25 protein-coding genes are annotated in these 22,946 nt (G+C 66.7%); 16 read left to right on the plus strand and 9 right to left on the minus strand.

Annotated features, from left to right (window positions below; genetic code table 11):
• The first annotated feature begins 126 nt into the window (after window positions 1–126).
• The 6 genes from CR918_RS00060 (at window position 127) to CR918_RS00085 (ending at window position 4,923) form a co-directional block, all read left to right on the plus strand.
• A complete protein-coding gene (locus tag CR918_RS00060; RefSeq protein ID WP_025878297.1) occupies window positions 127–603 on the plus strand; it encodes a DUF2244 domain-containing protein in 477 nt (158 codons plus the stop codon).
• A gap of 11 nt (window positions 604–614) precedes the next feature.
• On the plus strand, window positions 615–1,571 hold the full coding sequence (gene coxB / locus CR918_RS00065; RefSeq protein WP_025878296.1) for a cytochrome c oxidase subunit II: 957 nt from the start codon (window positions 615–617) through the stop codon (window positions 1,569–1,571).
• A gap of 61 nt (window positions 1,572–1,632) precedes the next feature.
• A complete protein-coding gene (gene ctaD, locus CR918_RS00070) occupies window positions 1,633–3,240 on the plus strand; it encodes a cytochrome c oxidase subunit I (RefSeq protein WP_025878294.1) in 1,608 nt (535 codons plus the stop codon).
• A gap of 8 nt (window positions 3,241–3,248) precedes the next feature.
• Complete coding sequence (locus tag CR918_RS00075; RefSeq protein ID WP_099782535.1) at window positions 3,249–3,446, plus strand: hypothetical protein; 198 nt, start codon at window positions 3,249–3,251, stop codon at window positions 3,444–3,446.
• Entirely contained in the window at window positions 3,443–4,033 is a 591-nt protein-coding gene (locus CR918_RS00080; protein ID WP_025878292.1) for a cytochrome c oxidase assembly protein, read from the plus strand. Before CR918_RS00075 ends, CR918_RS00080 begins: the two co-directional genes overlap by 4 nt.
• A gap of 14 nt (window positions 4,034–4,047) precedes the next feature.
• On the plus strand, window positions 4,048–4,923 hold the full coding sequence (locus CR918_RS00085) for a cytochrome c oxidase subunit 3 (RefSeq protein WP_025878291.1): 876 nt from the start codon (window positions 4,048–4,050) through the stop codon (window positions 4,921–4,923).
• A gap of 53 nt (window positions 4,924–4,976) precedes the next feature.
• Here the strand turns inward: CR918_RS00085 and CR918_RS00090 are convergent, their stop codons facing one another.
• Entirely contained in the window at window positions 4,977–5,195 is a 219-nt protein-coding gene (locus CR918_RS00090) for a twin transmembrane helix small protein (RefSeq protein WP_010484233.1), read from the minus strand.
• A gap of 57 nt (window positions 5,196–5,252) precedes the next feature.
• Between CR918_RS00090 and CR918_RS00095 the strand changes: the two genes are divergently transcribed.
• Genes CR918_RS00095 through cyoE form a run of 4 tightly spaced genes read left to right on the plus strand, consistent with a single transcriptional unit; the run spans window position 5,253 to window position 8,661 of the window.
• Complete coding sequence (locus CR918_RS00095; protein ID WP_099841780.1) at window positions 5,253–5,969, plus strand: SURF1 family protein; 717 nt, start codon at window positions 5,253–5,255, stop codon at window positions 5,967–5,969.
• Between the two features lie 50 nt (window positions 5,970–6,019).
• Window positions 6,020–6,589: a hypothetical protein gene (locus tag CR918_RS00100; RefSeq protein ID WP_033830168.1), complete on the plus strand. Its 570-nt coding sequence runs from the start codon at window positions 6,020–6,022 to the stop codon at window positions 6,587–6,589.
• 10 nt (window positions 6,590–6,599) lie between these two features.
• Window positions 6,600–7,763 carry a COX15/CtaA family protein gene (locus CR918_RS00105; protein ID WP_025878285.1) on the plus strand — a complete coding sequence of 388 codons (1,164 nt, stop codon included), beginning with the start codon at window positions 6,600–6,602 and terminating at the stop codon, window positions 7,761–7,763.
• A 4-nt stretch (window positions 7,764–7,767) separates the two neighbouring features.
• Window positions 7,768–8,661 carry a heme o synthase gene (gene cyoE, locus CR918_RS00110; protein ID WP_033830169.1) on the plus strand — a complete coding sequence of 298 codons (894 nt, stop codon included), beginning with the start codon at window positions 7,768–7,770 and terminating at the stop codon, window positions 8,659–8,661.
• An 80-nt stretch (window positions 8,662–8,741) separates the two neighbouring features.
• Here cyoE and CR918_RS00115 read toward each other — a convergent pair whose 3' ends face one another.
• The 6 genes from CR918_RS00115 to rpsU all read right to left on the minus strand — a co-directional run bounded on the left by CR918_RS00115 (window position 8,742) and on the right by rpsU (window position 13,938).
• The gene (locus CR918_RS00115) at window positions 8,742–9,713 is read right to left on the minus strand and encodes a bile acid:sodium symporter family protein (protein WP_099841781.1); all 972 of its coding nucleotides are present in this window, start codon (window positions 9,711–9,713) and stop codon (window positions 8,742–8,744) included.
• Between the two features lie 40 nt (window positions 9,714–9,753).
• Window positions 9,754–10,254, minus strand: coding sequence for a protein tyrosine phosphatase family protein (locus CR918_RS00120; protein WP_025878280.1), 501 nt, complete (start codon window positions 10,252–10,254; stop codon window positions 9,754–9,756).
• Between the two features lie 26 nt (window positions 10,255–10,280).
• On the minus strand, window positions 10,281–12,020 hold the full coding sequence (gene dnaG / locus CR918_RS00125; protein ID WP_099841782.1) for a DNA primase: 1,740 nt from the start codon (window positions 12,018–12,020) through the stop codon (window positions 10,281–10,283).
• A gap of 60 nt (window positions 12,021–12,080) precedes the next feature.
• Entirely contained in the window at window positions 12,081–13,040 is a 960-nt protein-coding gene (locus CR918_RS00130) for a YihY/virulence factor BrkB family protein (protein ID WP_059065748.1), read from the minus strand.
• Window positions 13,041–13,145: 105 nt separating this feature from the next.
• Window positions 13,146–13,589, minus strand: coding sequence for a GatB/YqeY domain-containing protein (locus CR918_RS00135; protein ID WP_032975623.1), 444 nt, complete (start codon window positions 13,587–13,589; stop codon window positions 13,146–13,148).
• 133 nt (window positions 13,590–13,722) lie between these two features.
• Complete coding sequence (gene rpsU, locus CR918_RS00140; protein WP_002808376.1) at window positions 13,723–13,938, minus strand: 30S ribosomal protein S21; 216 nt, start codon at window positions 13,936–13,938, stop codon at window positions 13,723–13,725.
• Between the two features lie 166 nt (window positions 13,939–14,104).
• Between rpsU and tsaD the strand changes: the two genes are divergently transcribed.
• Window positions 14,105–15,130 (plus strand): tRNA (adenosine(37)-N6)-threonylcarbamoyltransferase complex transferase subunit TsaD, encoded by a 1,026-nt coding sequence (gene tsaD / locus CR918_RS00145; RefSeq protein ID WP_099841783.1) that lies wholly within the window; start codon window positions 14,105–14,107, stop codon window positions 15,128–15,130.
• A 42-nt stretch (window positions 15,131–15,172) separates the two neighbouring features.
• On the opposite strand, the gene CR918_RS00150 is transcribed toward tsaD, so the two are convergent.
• Window positions 15,173–15,832 (minus strand): hypothetical protein, encoded by a 660-nt coding sequence (locus CR918_RS00150; RefSeq protein ID WP_099782545.1) that lies wholly within the window; start codon window positions 15,830–15,832, stop codon window positions 15,173–15,175.
• Between the two features lie 364 nt (window positions 15,833–16,196).
• Between CR918_RS00150 and folB the strand changes: the two genes are divergently transcribed.
• From folB to CR918_RS00170, 4 genes are all read left to right on the plus strand, one after another.
• Complete coding sequence (gene folB, locus CR918_RS00155; RefSeq protein ID WP_025878255.1) at window positions 16,197–16,550, plus strand: dihydroneopterin aldolase; 354 nt, start codon at window positions 16,197–16,199, stop codon at window positions 16,548–16,550.
• A gap of 91 nt (window positions 16,551–16,641) precedes the next feature.
• Window positions 16,642–17,913: a mechanosensitive ion channel family protein gene (locus CR918_RS00160; protein WP_059065752.1), complete on the plus strand. Its 1,272-nt coding sequence runs from the start codon at window positions 16,642–16,644 to the stop codon at window positions 17,911–17,913.
• Between the two features lie 128 nt (window positions 17,914–18,041).
• Window positions 18,042–20,216, plus strand: a complete 2,175-nt coding sequence (locus tag CR918_RS00165; RefSeq protein ID WP_080150739.1) for a glycoside hydrolase family 3 N-terminal domain-containing protein — start codon at window positions 18,042–18,044, stop codon at window positions 20,214–20,216.
• Between the two features lie 137 nt (window positions 20,217–20,353).
• Window positions 20,354–20,947 (plus strand): hypothetical protein, encoded by a 594-nt coding sequence (locus CR918_RS00170; RefSeq protein WP_099841784.1) that lies wholly within the window; start codon window positions 20,354–20,356, stop codon window positions 20,945–20,947.
• A gap of 106 nt (window positions 20,948–21,053) precedes the next feature.
• On the opposite strand, the gene CR918_RS00175 is transcribed toward CR918_RS00170, so the two are convergent.
• A complete protein-coding gene (locus CR918_RS00175; protein WP_059065755.1) occupies window positions 21,054–22,220 on the minus strand; it encodes a PQQ-dependent sugar dehydrogenase in 1,167 nt (388 codons plus the stop codon).
• A gap of 172 nt (window positions 22,221–22,392) precedes the next feature.
• Here CR918_RS00175 and yiaA point away from each other — a divergent pair, with 172 nt between their 5' ends.
• A complete protein-coding gene (gene yiaA / locus CR918_RS00180; RefSeq protein ID WP_025878247.1) occupies window positions 22,393–22,845 on the plus strand; it encodes an inner membrane protein YiaA in 453 nt (150 codons plus the stop codon).
• Window positions 22,846–22,946 lie beyond the last annotated feature (101 nt).

Consider the following 22,946-nt stretch of genomic DNA (forward strand, 5'->3'; position numbering starts at 1 on the left):
CGTCATTCGTTCCGCTGGGTCCATGCTGTATTGCAGCATCGGAAAAAGTGTGAATGCACCCTTGCTACCGGCGAGAGGGCAGGGCTACCATCGAGACGTTTCCCGCGGCAGGAACGCGGTTGCGACATGATCGAGGTGCTTACAGCTCCGGATGGGTCAGGTACGCAGCTGCGACTGCGTCCCCCACGGGCGCTCGATGCCCGGCAGTTCGTCCTGTTGTTTGCTGTGTTGTCGGGAGTGATGTGGCTGGTGTCCGCCTTCGGGTGGGTGGCCGGCAATGCATTCGCCCCCCTGTTCGCGCTGCTGTACAGCCTGTTGCTGGCAGCTGCGTTGCGCGCGTTGTGGCGCAGTGGTGAACGGCAGGAGGAAATCCGGGTAGTGCCGGCGTGCGTGGAGGTCATCCCCGTGCCCGGTGGATCGCCGGTGTTCCGGGCTCATCCGCACTGGGTGCGCCTGCTCACCGACGACCAGAGGGTCCGGCTGGCATCCAGCGGCCGGCAGGTGGAGGTGGGGAGTTTCCTCGCGCCGGCCGAACGTCAAACGCTTGTTGAAACGCTTGAAGATTTGCTCGCCGCCAGCGATGGCGGCAACCGACGACGCTAAGGGTCTAGGCAATGAAGCAAAGCAGAGGGTGGGGCACGAAGTGCGTTGCAATGGCCGCCGCGATGGGGGCCCTGCTGTCGATGCCGGGGACGGCGCTGGCCCAGGCGGCCGATCCAAAACCGTGGCAGTTGAACATGGGCAAGGGGGTGACCCAGACCTCGCGCCTGGCCTGGGAATCGAACAACCTTTCGCTGATCGTCTGTACGGTGATCGGCGTGATCGTGTTCGGCGCGATGGCCTACGCGATGTTCAAGTTCCGCAAGTCCAAGGGCGCGGTCGCTGCCACCTTCAGCCACAACACCAAGGCCGAAGTCATCTGGACGGTGATCCCGGTGATCATCCTGGTGGTGATGGCGTGGCCGGCAACGGCCAACCTGATCAAGATGTACGACACCCGCGATGCCGAGATGACGGTCAAGGTCACCGGCTACCAGTGGATGTGGAAGTACGAGTACCTGGGCGAGAACGTGACCTTCACCAGCCGCCTGGACCGCGAGTCCGACCGCATGCGGCAGAGTGGCAAGGTACCGACCCGCGAGAGCCATCCGCACTACCTGCTGGATGTCGACAACCGGCTGGTGCTGCCGGTGGACACCAAGGTGCGCTTCGTCATCACCTCCGACGATGTGATCCACGCTTGGTGGGTGCCGGCGCTGGGCTGGAAACAGGACGCCATTCCCGGCTTCATCAACGAAGCCTGGACCAGCATCGAGCAGCCCGGTGTCTACCGCGGCCAGTGCGCGGAGCTGTGCGGCAAGGACCATGGCTTCATGCCGATCGTGGTCGAGGCGGTGTCCAAGGAAGAATTCAAGCAGTGGCTGGCGCAGCGCAAACCGGCGCCTGCACCGGCAGCCCCTGCCGCGCCCGCCGAACCCACCGCACCTGCCAGTGAAACGCCGGCGCAGCCGGCGGCACCGGCAGCCGCCGAGGCCGGCAACACGCCTGCGGCGGCGGCCAGCGGAGCCTGATGTAACTGCCCGCGGCCGTATCGCGGCTGCGGCGACAACCGATCCTGAGAGGTGTTTTGCAATGGCGCACTCGGCAGTTGGGCACGACGATCACCATCACCCGCAGAGCTTCTTCGAGCGTTGGTTCTTCTCGACCAACCACAAGGACATCGGCACGCTGTACCTGGGTTTCAGCTTCATCATGTTCGTCATCGGCGCGTTCATGAGCGTGCTGATCCGGCTGGAACTGGCCCAGCCCGGCATCCAGTACATCCGTCCGGAAATCTTCAACCAGCTGACCACCGTGCACGCGCTGGTGATGATCTTCGGCGGGGTGATGCCGGCCTTCGTCGGCCTGGCCAACTGGATGATCCCACTGCAGATCGGCGCGCCGGACATGGCGCTGCCGCGCATGAACAACTGGTCGTTCTGGCTGTTGCCGGTGGCCTTCAGCCTGCTGCTGCTGACCTTCCTGCTGCCCGGTGGCGCGCCGGCCGGTGGCTGGACGCTGTACCCGCCGCTGTCGCTGCAGGGCGGCTACAACGTGGCGTTCACCGTGTTCGCCATCCACGTGGCCGGCATCAGTTCGATCATGGGCGCGATCAACATCATCGCCACGGTGCTGAACATGCGCGCGCCCGGCATCGATCTGCTGAAGATGCCGATCTTCTGCTGGGCCTGGCTGATCACCGCGTTCCTGCTGATCGCGGTGATGCCGGTGCTGGCCGGTGCGGTGACGATGCTGCTGACCGACAAGTTCTTCGGCACCAGCTTCTTCAATGCGGCCGGTGGTGGTGACCCGGTGATGTTCCAGCACATCTTCTGGTTCTTCGGCCATCCCGAGGTCTACATCATGATCCTGCCCGCCTTCGGCGTGGTCAGCGAGATCATCCCGACCTTCAGCCGCAAGCCGCTGTTCGGCTACCAGGCGATGGTCTACGCCACTGCGGCGATCGCGTTCCTGTCGTTCATCGTCTGGGCCCACCACATGTTCACCGTGGGCATGCCGCTGGGCGGTGAGATCTACTTCATGTTCGCCACCATGCTGATCTCGATCCCGACCGGGGTGAAGGTGTTCAACTGGGTCAGCACGATGTGGCGCGGCTCGCTCACGTTCGAAGCCCCCATGCTGTGGTCGGTGGCGTTCGTCATCCTGTTCACCATCGGCGGGTTCTCCGGACTGATGCTGGCGATCGTGGCCGCCGACTTCCAGTATCACGACACCTACTTCGTGGTCGCCCACTTCCACTACGTGCTGGTGACCGGCGCGGTGTTCGCGCTGATCGCGGCGGTGTACTACTGGTGGCCGAAGTGGACCGGGCGCATGTACAGCGAGAAGTGGGCCAAGGTGCACTTCTGGTGGTCGATCGTGTTCGTCAACCTGCTGTTCTTCCCGCAGCATTTCCTGGGCCTGGCCGGCATGCCGCGCCGCATCCCCGATTACTCGGTGGCGTTCGCCGACTGGAACCTGATCAGCTCGATCGGTGCGTTCGGCATGTTCGCCACGCCGTTCATGATGGCTGCGATCCTGCTGTCCTCGCTGCGCAATGGCGAGAAGGCCGAGGCCCGCTCCTGGGAAGGCGCGCGCGGTCTGGAGTGGACGCTGCCGTCGCCGGCACCGGCGCACACCTTCACCACGCCGCCGACCATCCGCCCGGGTGACCTGGCCCACGACGATATCGGTCATTGAGGTGGTGCATGCATAACGAGAGCCCGATCACCCCGGCCAGAGCCGAGCCACGCGTGGCCGCAAGCGCATCGCCAGGCCTGCGGCCGGGCACCGCGCCGCTTTATGCGGAGCAGCGCCAGCGCGCCAAGCGCACCGCGTTGTGGGTGGGCGCGATCGCCGTGCTGGTGTACGTCGGCTTCATCCTCAGCGGCGTGATCGGTCGATGAGCGAAACACCGGCCACCGCTCCGTCACGCAGCGCCGGCCTGCCGCGCCTGATCGGCGTTGCGGTGGTGGTGTTCCTGCTGACGTTCTCGCTGGTACCGCTGTATCGCATCGCCTGCGAGAAGGTATTCGGCGTGCGCCTGGAACGTGGCCCGGGCAGCGAAGCCAGTACCGGTGCTGCCACCGGCAAGCGCACCGTGCGGGTGGAATTCGATGGTGGCGTCAATTCGCGGCTGCCGTGGTCGTTCCATCCCGAGCAGCTGACCATGGATGTGGTGCCTGGCGAGCTCAACGAGGCGCTGTACTTCGCCCGCAACGACAGCCAGCAGGCCGTGGTCGGCAGCGCGGTGCCGTCGGTGGCGCCGGCACGCGCGTCCGGGTTCTTCAGCAAGACCGAGTGCTTCTGCTTCACCGCGCAGACCCTGCAGGCCGGCGAGAAGCGTGACATGCCGGTGCGCTTCATCGTCGATCCGGACCTGCCGCCGGAAATCCGCACGATCACCTTGTCCTACACCTTCTACCGCAACGATGCGTTGTCCGATCGGCTGGCGCCCGCCGCCACGTCGGAAGGCGCCCACGCTGCTCCCTGACCCGGATACCGACCATGGCCCAGACACCTACCGACGCCAACGTGTACTTCGTCCCGGCCCAGAGCAAGTGGCCGTTCGTCGGTTCCATCGCGATGATGGTGACCATGGTCGGCGTGGCCAGTTGGCTCAATGACGCCAGCTGGGGCCGCTGGACGTTCTACATCGGCGTGGCGATGCTGGTGCTGACCCTGTTCTGGTGGTTCAGCGATGTGGTGCGCGAGTCGCAGGCAGGCAACTACAACCGGCAGGTGGATGGTTCGTTCCGGATGGGGATGGTCTGGTTCATCTTCTCCGAAGTGATGTTCTTCGGTGCCTTCTTCGGTGCCCTGTTCTACACCCGCCACCTCGGCCTGTCGTGGTTGAGCGGCGAAGGGCGCGGGGTGATGACCAACGAGCTGCTGTGGCAGGGCTACTCGGCCGGCTGGCCGACCAATGGCCCGGCAGCGATCGGTGGCGCGTTCCAGACGATCCCGGCCTGGGGCCTGCCGCTGATCAATACGCTGATCCTGCTGACCTCGGGCGTGACCCTGACCATCGCCCACCATGCGCTGAAGGCGGGCAACCGCCGCCAGCTGTTGATCTGGCTGGGCCTGACCGTGCTGCTCGGCTTGGGCTTCCTGACCCTGCAGGCCGAGGAGTACATCCACGCCTACAAGGAATTGAACCTGACGCTCGGCTCGGGCATCTACGGTTCGACCTTCTTCATGCTGACCGGCTTCCACGGCGCACACGTGCTGCTGGGAACGATCATGCTGATCGTGATGTGGCTGCGGTCGGCGAAGGGACACTTCACCCGCGACAACCATTTCGGCTTTGAAGCGGCCGCGTGGTACTGGCACTTCGTCGACGTGGTGTGGCTGATGCTGTTCCTGTTCGTCTACGTGCTTTGACCGCGCAGGCGTCGGCAGCGTCAGCCGCCAGCGCTGCCTGGCCTGATGGGGCGTCAGCCGCCGATGCCGTGCGGTTTGATCCAGCCCATGTAGATGCTGACGATCACCAGTACGATCAACGCCACCGACACTCCGATGCGGCGGGTCAGTGCATTGACCGTGCGCTTGGTCTGGCCGCGGTCCACCAGCAGGTAATACAGGCCGGCGCCCAGATTCCAGACGATGACGATCAGAAACGCGATTACCAGCAGGGTCTTCAGCGAATCACTCATGCGCGGCTCGAGGGCAGGGTGGATGTGCCTATCTGACCGCGTTTGCGCGGACTTGTCATGATGCGCCAGCACACGCGCCTGATCGGCTGGCTGATGGCGTTGCTGGCGATGGCCGGATTCACCGCGCTGGGGCTGTGGCAGCTGCAGCGGATGCAGGCCAAGCAGGCGTTGCTGGATGCACAGGGGCCAGCCGTGGCGCAGGCGCTGCCGTTGGCGCAGGCGCTGGCGGCGCAGGGCGCGCTGCATGGCGTGGCCGATCACGGTCGCTTCCTGCCGGGCGTGGTGCTGCTGGACAACCAGACCCGCCACGGCCGCGCCGGAGTGAAGATCTATCGTCCGTTCCGCAGCGATGCGGGCAGCTTGTTGCTGGTGGACCTTGGCTGGCGCGCGCTGCCGCCGGACCGCAGGTTGCCGGTGGTGCCGGCACCGCCGTCGCCGGTGGCCGTGCGAGGCCTGTTGGCGCCGCCCCCTTCGTCCGGGCTGGCGCTGGGGCCGGCGTTCACTACCACCGATGTTGCAGGGCGCTGGCTGGCCAGTCGCCTTCCCGCCGATGGCCTGGCTGCGGCACTGGGCCTGCCATCGTTGCCCGAGCGCGTGCTGCGGCTGGACCCGGCGCTGCCGTTCGGCGATGAGCGCGATCTCGACCTGCTGCCGAACACGCTGCCGCCGCAGCGCCACCTGGGTTACGCCGTGCAGTGGTTCGGGCTGGCGCTGACCGTGCTGGTGGTGGCGCTGGTACTGGAATGGCGCAGAAGACGGTCCGTTGCCCGGTAGTGCCGGCCGCTGGCCGGCATCCCTTTCCCAACCATGAGAAAATGCCCTGCATGAACACTGCTACCTCCCCGCAGGCGCGCGGCAACGGCCGCCGGACCCTGGTGCTGCTGTTCGCCGTTTTCTTCGGGGCGATGGCGCTGGCCGCCCTCCTGCGTTTCTCCGGCTGGCAGCCAACCGCGCACCGCAATGCAGGGCAATTGCTGAAGCCGCCGGTGGATCTGCGCCAGCAACCGCCGACGCTGGCCAATGGCGCGGCCTACCCCTGGAACCCCGAGGCGCGCACATGGCGCCTGTTGGTGGCCCCGGCCGGAGCCTGCGACGCGCAGTGCGTCACTTTGTCGCAGGGACTGGGCAAGGTGTGGCAGCTGTTCGGCCATAACGCCGATAATGTCGAGATCCTGTGGCTGGGAACGCCACCGGCGTCGATCGCCTCGCTGCCCGCGCTGCGGCCGCTGGCCCCGTCGCCAGCCCTGCGCGCGGCGCTGCCTGGCGTCGATGATCCGGCGGGTCTGCCGGTCTACGTGATCGATCCGAACGGCTTCGTGATCATGCGTCATGCCCCCGGGAGCGATCTCGGCGGTCTGCGCAAGGACATGGCCACGTTGCTGAAACTGAAGTGAGTCCCGTTTGATGAGCCTTTCCGCGCGTCCGGCGCTGCACCGCAATTTCCACCGCCTGGCGTGGTTCGCCATGATCATGACCGCGAGCACGATCATGTTCGGTGCCTTCGTGCGCCTGTCCGATGCCGGCCTGAGCTGCCCGGACTGGCCGACCTGCTATGGGCAGGCAACCTGGCCGCAGCACGTGGAAGAGACCATCGGCCACCCGGCAGCGGAGATCCGTCCGCTGGAAACACACAAGGCCTGGCGTGAGCAGGTGCACCGCTTCCTGGCCGGCGCGCTCGGCATCGAGATCCTGACCCTGGCCCTGCTGGCCACGCGCAAGCGGCGTTTCGGAAGCACGGCGGTGGTCACCGCCTGCGTGCTGGTGGCCGCGGGCATACCGCTGTACATGATGGGCTGGCATGGAACCGCCAGCGCACTGGCGCTGGTCGGCGAGGCCATCCTGCTGATCGCGGCGCTGCGCTGGAGCAACATCGACCTGGCGCGCGCTGCGCTGCTGACGTTGGCGGTGGTGATCTTCCAGGCGCTGCTGGGCATGTGGACGGTGACCCTGCTGCTCAAGCCGATCGTGGTGATGGGTCATCTGCTGGGCGGCATGCTGATGTTCGGCCTGCTGGTGTGGATGGCCTGGCGTGCCACGCACATGCCGATCACCCTGGCCGAGGCGCCGAAGCTGAAGTGGCTGCTGCGCATTGGCGTGGCGGTGCTGGTCACCCAGATCGCGCTGGGTGGCTGGGTCAGCGCCAACTACGCGGCGCTGGCGTGCGGCGGCGGCAGCGCCTCGCTGGACAACTTCCCGCGCTGTGCCAACCAGTGGTGGCCGCAGCACAACTTCGCCGAGGGCTTCACCCTGTGGCGCGGTATCGGCGTGGACTACGAAGGCGGCGTGCTCGACGGTGCCTCGCGCATCGCCATCCAGATGGCCCATCGCCTGTTTGCCATCGTCGTTGCCGTTTACCTGCTGTGGCTGGGCCTGCGCCTGTTCCGGCTGCCGAGCATGCGCGGCTGGGCTTCGGCCCTGGTCGCGCTGCTGGTGCTGCAGGTCACCCTCGGCATCCTCAACGTGAAGCTGGCGCTGCCGCTGGAAGTGGCAGTGGCGCACAACGGCGTTGCCGTTGCCCTGTTGTTTGTATTGGTCAGCCTGCTGGCCCGCCTGCGTGCCCCGGACTGATCCCATGTTTTCCAACTATCGCCAGTACTGGGACCTGACCAAGCCCAAGGTCGTCGCCCTTATCGTCTTCACCGCCCTGGTCGGCATGGTCCTGGCCATTCCCGGCGTGCCCAGCTGGGAGCAGGTGCGTGCCGGCCTGCTCGGCTTCCTCGGCATCTGGCTTGCCGCGTCCGCCGCTGCAGCCATCAACCAGCTGCTGGATGCGCACATCGACGCGCAGATGGCGCGCACCTCGTGGCGTCCGCTGGTGGTGGGCAAGGTCAAGCCGTGGCAGGTGCTGGTGTTCGCCGGCGTGCTGATCGTGCTGTCGATGGCGATCCTGGTGCTGTGGGTGAACTGGATCACCGCGGTGCTGACCTTCGCCTCGCTGATCGGTTATGCGGTGATCTACACCGTCTACCTGAAACGTGCGACCTCGCAGAACATCGTCATCGGTGGTCTGGCCGGTGCGATGCCGCCGATGCTGGGGTGGGCGGCGGTGACCGGCATGCAGGGGCAGTCGGACTGGGCGTACTCGTCGCTGCTGGTGCTGATCATCTTCATCTGGACGCCGCCGCACTTCTGGGCGCTGGCGATCTTCCGTCGCGAGGATTACGCCAAGGCGGAAATCCCGATGCTGCCGGTCACCCATGGCGTGGTGCACACGCGCAAGCAGATCATGGCGTACTCGGTGGTGCTGGCGCTGGTCTGCCTGCTGCCGTACCTGGTTGGCATGAGCGGAGCGTTCTACCTGGGCGGGGCGATCGTGCTCAACGCGGTGTTCCTCTGGTACGCCTGGCGCATGCTCAACCCGCCGGACGAGCTGTTCTCGATGAAGATGTTCAGTTACTCCATCGTCTACCTGATGGCGCTGTTCGCCTTCCTGCTGGTGGACCACTGGATCCTGCCCTGGTTGTGACGGGGTGACGCCGCCGGGCATGGCCCGGCGCTACCACCGCGTCAGGTAGCGCCGGGCCATGCCCGGCGATGTTCCACAGGTCAGGGCGCGCGCTTGGCATACCGTTGCGCGATCACGCCGCAGACGATCAGCTGGATCTGGTGATAGATCATCACCGGCAGCACGATCGCGCCGAGGCTGCCCCCAGCGAACAGCACCTTGGCGATCGGAACGCCGGTGGCCAGGCTCTTCTTCGAGCCGCAGAACACGATGGCGATCTCGTCTTCGCGGTTGAAGCGCAGGCGGCGGGCGATGAAGGTGATCAGCGGCATGGCGATGCCCAGCAGTACCGCCGCCACCACCGCCACCGCGAACAGTGACAGCAGGGGCGTCTTGCTCCACAACCCCTCGGTAACCGCTTCGCCGAATGCCGAGTACACCACCAGCAGGATCGTGGCCTGGTCGGTGTAGCGCAGCAGCGCGCGCTGTTTCTCAACCCAGCCGGCGATCCACGGGCGCAGCAGGTGGCCGGCCGCGAACGGCACCAGCAGCTGCAGCATGATGCCGCCGATGGCATGCAGCGGGTCATGCACGCCGCCGGAGGTACCGGCCAGTGCGGTCAGCAGCAGGGGCGTGAGGAACACGCCGAGGATGCTCGACAGCGAAGCACTGCACACGGCCGCCGGCACGTTGCCGCGCGCCATCGAGGTGAACGCGATGGACGACTGCACGGTGGAGGGCAGGGTGCACAGGAACAGCACGCCCAGGTACAGCTCAGGTGTCAGCAGCCAGCCGGACAACGGCTTGAACAACAGCCCCAGCAGCGGGAACAGGATGAAGGTGCAGGCGAGGATCGTCAGGTGCAGGCGCCAGTGCAGCATGCCGCCGATGATCGATTCGCGTGGCAGGCGCGCGCCGTGCAGGAAGAACAGCGCGGCGATGGCGACGGTGGTGACATCGTCGAGCACCAGGGCGGCGGCGCCTTTCATCGGCAGCAGCGAGGCCAGGCCGACGGTGCACAGCAGGGCGAGGGTGAAGTTGTCCGGTCGCAGGCGCGACCACCAGCGGGTCATGGTGGATGGGCTCCTTGGTGCGGGGGGATTACCCCGGGAATCAGGGGGTGGGAGAAGGGATCGCCAGACGCTCGCGGGTGGCCGCTTCCAACGACTTCAGGCCGGCTCGCTGGCCCAGTTGCAGCGCCTGTTCCGGGCTGGCGTGTTCGTAGCGTGCGTTGACCAGGCCGAGCACGGCACCGGCGCGGTTGCCGGAAGCGCAGTGCAGCAGCACCGGCCCCTGGCTCTGCTGCAGCGCCTGGTGCACGGCGCGCAGGTTGGTGGCATCCAGGCCCTCGGCGCCGGCTACCGGGATGCGCACATAGCGCAGGCCGAGCGCTTCGGCCTCGCGTGTTTCATCGAAGCCGCGATCTTCATCGGGTTGGCGCAGGTCGATTACCGTGCGCACGCCTTGGGCAGCCAGTTCGTGCAGTTGCGCGGCCGTGGGCTGGCCACCGGCGTAGAGGCCGGGGCGGACTTCAGCAAGAACAGGGTCCGCAGCCCAGGCCGGCAGGATCGGGCAGAGCGACAACAACAGCAGGCAGGTCAGGCGCAGCAGCATGCTCTCTCCGGGAATGTGTTCTGCCGCTACAGGCGCAGATTGGCGCGTGCCTTCAGCAGCTCGCGCATCTCGTACTTGTCAGTATCGTCCAGACCCTGTTGTCGCTGCTTGGCGTTGAGGTCGTCGATCCGCTGGAACAGCAGCTGCTTCTCCAGCTGGCCGACCGCGTCATGCAGTTCCACCGTCCACATCGCTTCATCGCCCGCCAGCGTCTGCGCGGCCAAGGTGTGCAGCGAGGCCTGTTCTTCGCGGCCGTCGAAATGCTCCAGCAGGGCGCCGGTACTGATGTCCGGGCGCTGTTCGACCAGCCCCAGCAATTCCAGCAGCAGCTCAACGCCCGGCAGGCGCAGGCCCTGGAAGTGGTGCTTGCCGCCCAGGGTCAGGGCCAGCGACGGCTGCTGCAGCAGGACGGCGATCGCGCCACGCACCAGGCTGCGCTTGGCCGCCGGCTGGATCGTGCGCGGAGCGGCGCGTTGTGGCATCTGCGGCCGGCCCGCCTGCGCGTTGCCGCCCAGGCCGGTCAGCTGTGCCAACTGCTGCTTCATCAGATCGCCGAAGGCACCATCGGGAATCTGCGCCAGCATCGGCTTGGCGCGCTCGGCCAGCCGTGCCTTGCCATCCAGCGTGCCCAGGTTGATCTCGCGGGTCAGCTCGTCGAAGAAGAACTGCGACAGCGGCGTGGCCTGCTTCAAGCGTTCGTCGAAGGCCTCGGCGCCTTCCTTGCGCACGATGCTGTCCGGGTCTTCGCCGTCGGGCAGGAACAGGAAGAAGGCCTGGCGGCCGTCCTTCATGCGTGGCAGCACCGATTCCAGCGCCTTCCAGCCGGCGCGGCGGCCGGCGGCGTCGCCATCGAAGCAGAAGAACACGTCCGGCGCGTTGCGGAACAACAGTTCGGCGTGGTCCGGCGTGGTCGCCGTGCCCAGCGTCGCCACCGCCTGGGTGACGCCGAACTGGAACAGCGAGACCACGTCCATGTAGCCCTCGACCACGATCAAGCGCTCGATCCTCTGGTTGGCCTGGCGCACCTGCCACAGGCCGTACAGCTCGCGGCCCTTGTGGAACAGCGCGGTCTCGGGCGAGTTGAGGTACTTGGGGCCGTCATCCTTCTCGAACACGCGCCCGCCGAAGGCGATCACCCGGCCACGGCGGTCGAAGATCGGGAACATCACCCGGTCGCGGAACTTGTCGTAGACGTGGCCGCGGTCGTTCTTTGAGAACAGGCCGGCGCGGTCGAGCAGCTTCATCCGCCGCTCGTCCTTGCCCAGTGCGTCGCGCAGGCCGCTGTAGCCATCAGGTGCATAGCCGATCTGGAAGCGCGCGCGGTTCTCTTCATCCACGCCGCGGCCATCGAGGTAGCTGCGGGCTTTCTCGCTGCCCTCAAGGTTCTTCTGGAAGAACTTGGTTGCCGCGTCCAGCGCCGAATACAGCTCGCGGCTGTCATCCTGCTGCTGGGCACTGCGTGGGTTCTCGCTGCGCGGCACTTCCATGCCGGCACGCTTGGCCAGTTCATCCACCGCGTCGAGGAATTCGAGGCGGTCGTAGTTCATCAGGAAGCTGATGGCCGTGCCGTGCGCGCCGCAGCCGAAGCAGTGATAGAACTGCTTGGTCGGCGAGACGGTGAACGAGGCCGAGCGTTCGTCATGGAACGGGCAGCGCGCGGCGTACTCCTTGCCCTGGCGCTTCAACGGCACGCGGCTGCCCACCACCTCGACGATGTCGGAGCGGGCCAGCAGGTCGTCGATGAAAGCGTCGGGGATACGGGCCATGGGCAACGAGGCAGGGCGCGGCGGCAGCCACGCGGAAGGGGGGAAGTCAGTCCCCCTAGTTTACCCCTTGCCGGCCACGTTCCCGGGCGCGTTCGCCGCAGTGCCAGGGTCGATGCCGGCAGCGAGCAGATGATGGCGTGCGCGCAGGCGTTCATCGATCACCGCGGTCATCAGCGCGCCGACGAAGAAGACCACGGTGGCGTAGTAGATCCAGACCAGCGAGATCACCAGCGCACCCATCGAGCCGTAAGCGCTGCCCGGTGCGACGGTGGCGATGTACACGCCGATGCCATAGCGGCCGAGTGCGAACAGCGCCGAGGTGATGAGGCCGCCGATGAAGGCCTGGCGCCACGCCACGCGCCGGTCCGGCAGGTAGTGATACATGAAGGCGAAGCCGACCGCGTACAGCAGCAGGCTGGTCAGGTAGCCGATGGCCGGCAGGATCGAGGGCAGCTGCGCAAAGGCCACCTGCAGCACGGTGGTGGCGGTCATCGACAGGATCAGCAGGAAGCCCAGCGCCAGCACCACGCCGAAGGAGAACACGCGCTTGCGCAGCCACGCCTTGATGCCCTCCAGGCGTTCGCCGCTGGTGCGGAAGATCAGGTTCAGTGCGTTCTGCAACTGGGCAAACACCGCAGTGGCGCCAACGAACAGCAGCAGCGTGCTCCACAGCCCGGCCAGCGATCCGACGTCGGGCTGGTTGTCGGCATTCTTCAGCACGGTTTCGGCCACGGTCGCGGCACTGCTGCCGGCCACCGAGCTGATCTGGTCGACCAGGGCCTGCTGTGCCGGCGGATACAGCGATGCGGTCAGCCACAGCAGCAGCACCAGCAGCGGCGCCATCGACAGCAGGGCATAGAAGGAAACCGAGGCGGCCTGGGTCAGCACGTCGATTTCGACGAAGCGCTTGACGACGGCCATCGGGAAACTGTCCTGCAGGCGCTTGATGTACTTGTGCAGGGACGCGGGGCCGCCGTGCGGCGCGCTGTCTTCGGGGGCGTGGGACGTTGGATCAACCATGCCGGAGTTGTAGCAGCACCACGTCGAAGACGCGGTGAAGCAGGTGCGCAGGAGCGCGTCCCGCAGTCCCTTCGCAGTGCGGAAGGGACCCGGGTCTGGCGTTGCTTACGACAGCGCCTGCTTGACCAGCTTGGACACCAGGCCCATGTCGGCCTGGCCGGCCAGCTTGGGCTTCAGCGCGCCCATCAGCTTGCCCATGTCGGCCGCGCTGCTGGCGCCGGTTTCGGCGATGGCCGCCTGGATGGCCGCGACAATCTCGGCTTCGCCCATCTTGGCCGGCAGGTAAGCTTCGATCACCACGATTTCGGCGCGCTCGATTGCCGCCAGGTCTTCGCGGTTGGCCGCTTCAAACTGGCTGACCGAGTCCTTGCGCTGCTTGACCATCTTGTCGAGCACCGCGATCACGGCGGTGTCGTCGAGCTCGATGCGCTCGTCGACTTCCTTCTGCTTGATGGCGGCGTTGATCAGGCGGATGACGCCCAGCTTGTGCTTCTCGCCGCCCTTCATGGCGGCCTTCATGTCTTCGGTGAGCTGCTGCTTCATGCTCATGACGAACCTCGTGGTGGTAGTGGGGCAGGGCGGATGCCCGGGCCCGGAAACGCAAAAAGCCGGCGACGCTCGCGCGTGCCGGCTTCGACTCCATCGCGGCAGGGAATGCCCACCGCAATGAAGATGCGTCCGATCAGTACAGGCGCTGACGCTTGGTAACGTCGCGCGACGAGCGGCGCAGCTGACGCTTCACAGCAGCGGCGGCCTTGCGCTTGCGCTCCTGGGTCGGCTTTTCGTAGAACTCGCGCTTGCGGGTTTCGGCCAGCACACCGGCCTTTTCGCAAGTGCGCTTGAAGCGGCGAAGAGCAAACTCAAAGGGTTCGTTCTCGCGGACTTTGACGCTGGGCATGGAATCTCCGGGACACAGTAGAACCGGGTCACGCCCGGCGAGCCGCACATTATAGTGGCGAATAAACAAACTGCAAGCCACAAATCCTGAATAGGGGCAAGTTGTTGGATTGCAGTGAGGCCTGCCAGTTCCCCGAGGGGTTGGCAGGGGCGTCATAATAGCAGGCATGCGAGTCCTTGGCATCGAATCTTCCTGTGACGAGACCGGCGTGGCGGTGTATGACACCGACCTGGCCGGCAGCGCTGCCCTGCGCGCCCATGCGGTCTACAGCCAGATCGCCCTGCACGCCGAGTACGGCGGTGTGGTGCCTGAACTGGCCAGCCGTGACCACGTGCGCAAGCTGCTGCCGTTGATCCGGCAGACGCTGGCCGAGGCCGGGCTTGGTGTGAACGACATCGACGGGGTGGCCTACACCGCCGGCCCCGGCCTGGTCGGGGCGCTGCTGGTGGGCGCCGGCGTGGCCCGGTCGCTGGCCTGGGCGCTGGAGATCCCCGCCGTGGGCGTGCACCACATGGAAGGTCACCTGTTGGCGCCGCTGATGGAAGACGATCCGCCGCAGGCCCCGTTCGTGGCCCTGCTGGTGTCCGGTGGCCATACCCAGCTGGTGGCCGTCGATGCCATCGGCCAGTACCGGCTGCTGGGCGAAACCCTGGACGACGCCGCAGGCGAAGCCTTCGACAAGACCGCCAAGATGATGGGCCTGCCGTACCCGGGCGGGCCGCAGCTGGCCGCGCTGGCCGAGCAGGGCACGCCGGGCGTCTACCGCTTCACGCGGCCGATGACCGACCGCCCGGGCCTGGATTTCAGCTTCTCCGGCCTGAAGACCCAGGTCCTGATGGCCTGGCGCGACAGCGACCAGAGCGAGCAGACCCGCGCCGACATCGCCCGTGGCTTTGAAGACGCCGTGGTCGAGACCCTGTGCATCAAGTGCGAACGCGCGTTGGAAGCGGCCGGCACCAATGTGATCGTGGTGGCCGGCGGCGTGGGTGCGAACAAGCGCCTGCGCGCCCGCCTGCAGCAGATGGCCGAGCGCCTCGGCGGCCGCGCCTGCTTCCCGCGGCCGGCGTTGTGCACCGACAACGGCGCGATGATCGCCTTCGCCGGCGCGCTGCGCCTGCTGGCGGGCCAGCACAGCCCGCCGAAGGTGGACGTCACGCCGCGTTGGGACATGGCGACGCTGCCGGCGGTGTGAAGCCCCGCAACCGGTAGCGCCGGGCCATGCCCGGCGGACGCATTATGGACGCCCTGCCAACGGCGAGGCCGCCAGCACCGTGGTGGCCCGTTCATGGCGCTGCAGCCATGCCAGCGTGTGCGGGCACCGGGCGTGGATCAGCCGCCCGATCGCGGCCAGGTCGGCGCCGATGTCGCGCTCAAGGATCGGTTCGTGGTGGGCGATGCGGTTGCGCAGGTGGCGGATGCGTCCGATGTCTGCGTGGATGGCTTTCCTGGTGACGCTGGGATGGGCCGAAGGCGCATGGCGTAGAACACCGCTGAGTGCTGGTATCCACAGCGAAGCGTCGAAGCGGCAGGTGAAGAGCTGCTGCCAGAAAACCATCGGCAGGTTGGCGACGATCTCGGGCGTGTCGGTGGTACGGCCGGTGACCAGTTCCAGTGCGGTTCTCGCCGAAGCGGATGAAGATGCCGGCAGCCTGCGTCGGAAGGCATCATTCCACGGCCATCGAGGCCCATGTTGCCGGGCCAGCGCCGATGCGGCTGCGTTGCGGATGACAACTTCGCATAGATGCAGCGGCATCATCAGCGCACCGCACATCCGCATGTTCCACAGGTACAGGGATTCGGCGGTGACACCCGGGCTGCAGGCCGATGCAATTCTCTCGTAGGTCGACAGGCGCTCCGCTGACAGAGCGCGCCTCAATGCATCGTATGCAGCCATCGTGATGTGCGGTGGTGAAGGAAGGGTCGATGCTGGCCAGAGACGGCGGCGATCACCATCGGGGAACGCCGTTGCCTGCGTGACCGATTTCCTGTGTTTCGGCTCGGACGTTTCCGTGAGTTGCTTTGTCGCAATTGGCCTTGACCGGCGATTGGGTCCTTGCCTAACCTCAGTGCCTGCGCCACCGGGACCCGCGGCTTGAGAAAGCTCCCCCCGGGGACAAAACGGTAGTACCAAAGGGCCCCGCTAGCAGGGCCCTTTGTCTTTTCCAGACCTTGCGAATGCCTGGCGACCCGCCTCCGTTCCGGGCAGGCTCACTGCCGTCCCGTTACCATGGCCGCCTGTTTTCCGGCTGGTAACCGCAATGGACAAGGTTTTCATCGAAGGGCTGACGATCGACGCCCTGATCGGCATCTACGATTGGGAGCGTCGGATCCGCCAGGACCTGGTGTTCGATCTGGAGATGGGGTTCGACAACCGTCGCCCGGCCGCCAGCGATGACATTGCCCATACCCTGAACTACAAGGCAGTCAGCAAGCGCCTGGAGCAGTTCGTGCGCGAATCGGAATTCGGCCTGGTGGAGACCCTGGCCGAGCGCTGCGCGCAGATCGTGCTGGACGAGTTCGACGTGAAGTGGCTGCGCCTGAAGCTGAGCAAGCCCGGGGCGGTGCGCGGTGCACGTGCGGTCGGCGTGATCATCGAACGCTCGCGGGACTGACACGCCGGTAGCGCCGGCCGTCGGCTGGCAACCCCCGGTAGTGCCGGCCGCTGGTCGGCAACCTCAACAGCAATGAAGAAGGAGACAACCGATGGTGGACGCAGTGGTGGCGGTACAGTGGCTGGAAAAGCTGCAGAACACACTGGAACCCTATCCTGGCGCCTACCTGGCGTTGATGATCTCGGCGCTGCTGGTTGCCGCCGGCCTGGCCAACTGGGTGACCAAGCGCATCCTGCTGCGCGGCCTGCGTCGCCTGCTCAACCGCCTGCCCGGCGCCGATACCGGCCGCGGCAGCCATCTGATGCGGGTCATTTCGCGGCTGTCCAACGTGGTGCCCAGCCAGGTGATCGCCTCGGGCATCCGTATCGTGCCGGACCTGCCGCCGGGCCTGGTCGGCTTCATCATCGGTGCCTGCCAGGCGTGGGCGATCCTGACCGTGGTGCTGGCGCTGTCGCATGCGCTGGATGCGGCCAACGACCTGTACGAACGTCGCCCCGAGGCGCGCAACAAGCCGATCAAGGGGTACCTGCAGGTCGCCAAGATCATCATCTTCGTGATCGCCGGGCTGTCGATCGTTGCCACCCTCGCCGGTGTCGACCTGCGCTACCTGGTCACCGGCCTGGGCGCGGCCACCGCAGTACTGATGCTGATCTTCCAGGACACCATCCTGTCGCTGGTGGCCAGCGTGCAGATCAGTGGTGATGGGCGTATCCGCATCGGCGACTGGATCGAGATGCCCAGCCAGAATGCCGACGGCGATGTCATCGATATCGCCCTGCATACGGTGACGGTGCAGAACTTCGACAAGACCATCACCACCATCCCGACCAAGAAGCTGGTGACCGAGTCGTTCAAGAACTGGCGCGGCATGCAGGAGGCCGGTGGCCGCCGGATCAAGCGCGCGCTGTTCCTGGACCAGCACAGCGTGCGTTTCATGGAGGAACAGGACCTGGCCTTCCTCGGCCAGTTCGCCCTGCTGGGCGACTACCTGCGCGGCAAGCAGCAGGAGCTGGGCCAGTGGAACGGGCGCCTGCGCGAGCAGGGCGTGGCCGAGGTCAACAGCCGCCGGGTGACCAACCTGGGCACCTTCCGCGCCTACGTGGAGCGTTATCTGGCCAGCCACCCGGGCATCCATACCGATATGACCCTGCTGGTGCGCCAGCTGCAGCCGACCACCGAAGGCCTGCCGCTGGAGCTGTACTGCTTCACCCGCAGCACCGCCTGGGGCGAATACGAAGCGGTGCAGTCGGACATCTTCGACCACCTGCTGGCGATCCTGCCGGCCTTTGGCCTGCGGGTGTTCCAGGCGTCCAGCGACGCGATGTTGATGGCCGGGCAGCGCCAGTTGGCCGGCTCGGAGTAAGCTGCGATGCCCCCGGCCAGACCGTACGGATCCGGCTGGTGGCTGAAACTGAATGACGAAACCTCTCGCCAAATCGTCCGGGATCGCTAGAATGCCGGGCTTGTAAACGTTTTCATCAAGGACTGCCGGTGGCCTCCGATCGCATCGAATCCCTCATTGCCCAGATGACCGTCGAGGAAAAAGTCGGCCAGCTGGGTGTCTTCGCGGACATGGTCCGCCCGTTCGCCCCGGATGTGAACCCGGAAGCCAACGTGCGCAATGCCGACCAGGTGCTGCAGCAGGTGCGCGAGGGCAAGGTCGGCTCGCTGTTCAACGGTGTCGGCGCCGAGCTCGGCCGCCGCATCCAGCAGGTCGCCACCGAGGAGAGCCGCCTGGGCATCCCGGTGATCCTGGCGGCCGACGTCATCCACGGCATGCGCACGGTGTTCCCGATTCCGCTGGGCGAGGCCGCCAGCTTCGAGCCGGACCTGGCCGAGCGCACCGCGCGCGCCACTGCGGTTGAAGCCACCGCTGCCGGCCTGCACTGGACCTACGCACCGGCAGTGGACATCGCCCGTGACCAGCGCTGGGGCCGCGGTGCCGAAGGTGCCGGTGAGGACGTGGTACTGGGCTGTGCCTTCGCCGCTGCCCGCGTGCGTGGCTTCCAGGGCAGCGACCTGCGGGCCGCCGACTCGCTGCTGGCCACGCCCAAGCACTTCGCCGCCTATGGCGCGGTGATGGCCGGCATGGAATACAACATGGTGGACATCTCGCCGCAGACCCTGCGCGATGTGCACCTGCCGCCGTTCAAGGCGGCCTTCGACGCTGGCGCGATCACCGTGATGTCCTCGTTCAACGACATCAACGGCGTGCCGGCCAGCGCCAACGCCGAGCTGCTGACCGACATCCTGCGCGGTGAATGGAAGTTCCCGGGCGTGGTGATCTCCGACTACACCGCCGACATGGAACTGGTCGCGCACGGTTATGCCGCCGACGACCGCGATGCCACCGCCAAGGCGTTCACCGCCGGCCTGGACCTGAGCATGCAGAGCGGCTTCTACGCCGAGCACCTGCCGGGCCTGGTGGAGAGCGGCGAGGTGCCGATGAGCGTGCTGGATGAAGGCGTGCGCCGCATCCTGTGGCTGAAGGAAGCCATCGGCCTGTTCGACGACCCGTACCGCTCGCTGGACCCGGCGCGCGAAGCCGATACCTCCCATATCGACGCCCATGACGAACTGTCGCGCGATGCCGCGCGCCGTTCGATCGTGCTGCTGAACAACCGCGACAACGTGCTGCCGCTGCAGAAGAACGGTCAGAAGATCGCGCTGATCGGCCCGTTCGTGCAGGACCGCGACAACATCGAAGGCTGCTGGACGCTGTTCGGCGACAAGCAGCGTTACGTGGATCTGGAAACCGGCGTGCGCGCGGCCATCGGCGATGACGCGCTGCTGGAAGTGGTGCCGGGATGCGAACTGGAAGCCGCCATTGCCGGTGGCACCGAGGCGGCCGTGGCCGCTGCGCTGCGCGCCGACGTGGTGGTGCTGGCGCTGGGCGAGCCGCAGCGTTACAGCGGCGAGGCGCAGTCGCGCGTGGAGATCACCCTGCCGCCGGCACAGCAGGCGCTGGCCGAAGCGGTGGCGATGACCGGCAAGCCGCTGGTGGTGCTGCTGCGCAATGGTCGCGCGCTGGCCCTGCAGGGCGCGGTGCGCAATGCGCATGCCGTTGCGATCACCTGGTACCTGGGCACGCAGACCGGCCATGCCGTGGCCGATGTGCTGTTCGGCGATTACAGCCCCTCCGGCCGCCTGCCGGTCAGCTTCCCGCAGGTGTCCGGCCAGCAGCCGTACTTCTACAACCACCCGCGCACCGGTCGCCCGGAACTGCCGACGATGTCGGAATTCAAGGCACGCTGGCGCGAGATTCCGAACGAGCCGTTGTACCCGTTCGGCCATGGCATCGGCTACACCACCTTCGCCTACGGCGTGCCGCAGCTGAGCACTGCGCGCGTCGGCTGGGACGACACCCTGACCGTGACCACCACGCTGACCAATACCGGCAGCGTGGCCGGCGAGGAAGTGGTGCAGCTGTACATCCACGACCGCGTGGCCAGCCGCGTGCGGCCGGTGCGCGAGCTGAAGGACTTCCGCAAGGTGGCCCTGCAGCCGGGCGAGTCGGCCGAGGTGGTGTTCACCCTGACCCGTGAACAGCTGGCATTCACCGGCCGCGACGGCGTGCTGCGTGCCGAGCCGGGCCTGTTCGACGTGTGGGTGTGCGCCTCGTCGATGGCCGGTGACGCGGTGCAGTTCGAACTGCTGAAGGCCTGATCGGTAGAGCATCCACGCATGGCGTGGATCTACTGGCAATGAGTAGCGCCGGGCCATCCCCGGCGTCCTCACCCATGGCGAACACGCCGGGCACGGCCCGGCGCTACCATCGGAGCCTGATCCGATGGAGACCGCGCATGCGCACGATGGCCTACCTTGTTCCTGTCCTGTTGCTGGCCGCGTGCTCGCAGCCGGCACCGCCGCCCGAACCTGCCGCCGATGCGCCTCCGCCGATGACGGGCGCGACGCCGGCCGAGGCGGCCGCCAGCACCACGCCCGATGCGGTCGCCGCGCCACAGGCTGCGGCGGAGCACGCCAAGGATGCGGCTGCGACGCCGGCCGATGCTGCCAACCCCGCAGCACCTGCGGCGGCAGACGACGCCCGCGCGCGCATCGAGACGCTGCTCGGCGATGCGGCGCAGTATGAAAAAGTATTCACTGCCTTCAAGACCGCAGTGGTCGGTGGCGATCGCGCGGCGGTGGTTGAAGAAGTGCGTTTCCCGTTGAACATCAGCGGTGGCAGGAAGATCACCGGGCCCGGTGAATTCCAGCGCAACTACGAAAAGATCATCACCCCGGCGGTGGTCAAGGCGGTGTCCGCGCAGGACTTCGGCACGGTGTTCGTCAACCAGCAGGGCGTGATGATCGGCGATGGCCAGGTCTGGCTGACCGGCCAGTGCTTGGACAAGGCCTGCACGCGCACCGAGGTGAAGGTCGGCACCATCCAGTAACGAAAACGGCCCCGTATGCAGGGCCGTTCCAGATCGGTAGTGCCGGCCGCGGGCCGGCAACCAGGGCTCCTGCAGGTGCCGGCCAGCAGCCGGCACCACCCGGCCGTCAGGCCTTCGGCGTGAGCTTCAGCAGCCGTGCCTTGCTGCCGTCTTCCAGCAGCCACAGCGCGCCGTCCGGGCCCTGTTCCACTTCGCGGATGCGCTCGCCCATGTTGAAGCGTTCGGCCTCGCGCGCGCTGTCGCCGTCGAAGGCAACCCGCACCAGCGAGGTGGACGACAGCCCGCCGATGAAGGCGCTGCCCTTCCACTGCGGGAACAGGCTGCCGCTGTAGAACATCAGGCCGGCCGGGGAAATGACCGGGTTCCAGGTCACCTTCGGTGCGGCGAACTCCGGGCGGGTGTCATGGTCGGGAATCGGACGGCCGTCGTAGTGGTCGCCGTTGGACACGATCGGATAGCCGTAGTTGGCACCGCGCACGATCAGGTTCAGCTCATCGCCGCCGGCCGGGCCCATCTCCTGCGCCCACAGCTTGCCGTTGGCATCGAAGGCGATGCCCAGCACGTTGCGGTGGCCGAGCGACCACACCTGCGCGGCCACACCGCCCTGCGAGGCGAACGGATTGTCGGCCGGCAGGCTGCCGTCGTCGTTGAGGCGGATGATCTTGCCCAGATTGCCGCTCATGTCCTGCGCAGGATCGAACTTCTGCCGTTCGCTCGAACTGATCCACAGCTTGCCGTCCGGGCCGAAGGCCAGGCGGTGGCCGTAGTGACCTTCGCCACTGACCTTCGGCGTCTGCCGCCAGATCACCTTCAGGTCCTTCAGCTGGCCGCCACCGTTGGCATCGAGGGCGAGGGTGGCACGGGCCACGGCAGCGCCGCGCGTGTCCAGCGTGCCTTCCTCGGCGTAGCTGACGTACACCACATGGTTGCGGGCGAAATCCGGATGCAGGATGACGTCACCGAACCCACCCTGGCCGCCGTAGGCGACCTTCGGCACACCGGTGATCTCATGTTTCTGGCCGCTGGCCAGGTCCAGGTGCTGCAGCTTGCCGCGCTTTTCGGTGACCAGCAGGCTGCCATCGGGCAGGAAGGTCATCGCCCACGGCTGGTCGAACCGGCTGACCTCGGTGGCGGTGAAGGGACGTTGGTCTGCGCTGGCCGCGGCGGTCGCCGGGGCCTTCTGGCCAGACGCATCAGGGCCGGCCGCGTTGCAGGCGGTGGTGGCGAGGATCGGCAGCAGGCCGAGGGCGAGCAGCAGGGGCGTGCGGGTCATGGGTATCTCCAGCGGAAGGGGATGCGGATGGCCAGGCTCTCCCTTGTATACCACCGGGGCGGTGACGGTCGTGGCCCGAAGGTCCTGCTCCCCCCTGTGCGGCATGGCGCGGATCGTCTAGGGTGTTGTCGCCCGGGCAAAGCATTGCCCGCCTGTCTGCCAAGGACCTGCAATGAACGCACCCCTCATCCATCGACCCTCGCCCGCCTTCATCGCCGCCTCGTGGGTGGCCCTGCTGCTGGGCGCGGTGGCCTACCTGGTCGGCCTGTTCAATGCCGAGATGCCGCTGAACGAAAAGGGCTATTACCTGACCCTGCTGCTGTTCGGCCTGTTTGCAGCGGTATCGCTGCAGAAGAGCGTGCGCGACCGCGTCGAGGCCATTCCGGTGAGCGGCCTGTACTACGCGCTGTGCTGGTTCGCACTGCTGTCGGCGCTGTTGCTGCTGCTGGTCGGCCTGTGGAACGCCACCCTGGTGCTGAGCGAAAAGGGCTTCTACGGCATGGCATTCGCGCTGTCGCTGTTTGGCGCGGTGGCGGTGCAGAAGAACACCCGCGACCTGATTGCCGCCAACGCGGCCGAGCCCAAGCGCGCTTCGTCGATCCCGCCGCTGCCGGAACAGGAATGACCGGCTGAGGCAGCGCCGAGCGCCTGCCCGGCCCAGGCCTGCAACGCAGAAGGCGCCGAGCAGGGGCTCGGCGCTACTGGGCCTGCATCAGTCAACTGCTG

This window comes from Stenotrophomonas indicatrix (assembly GCF_002750975.1).
Taxonomy (GTDB): Bacteria; Pseudomonadota; Gammaproteobacteria; order Xanthomonadales; family Xanthomonadaceae; genus Stenotrophomonas; species Stenotrophomonas indicatrix.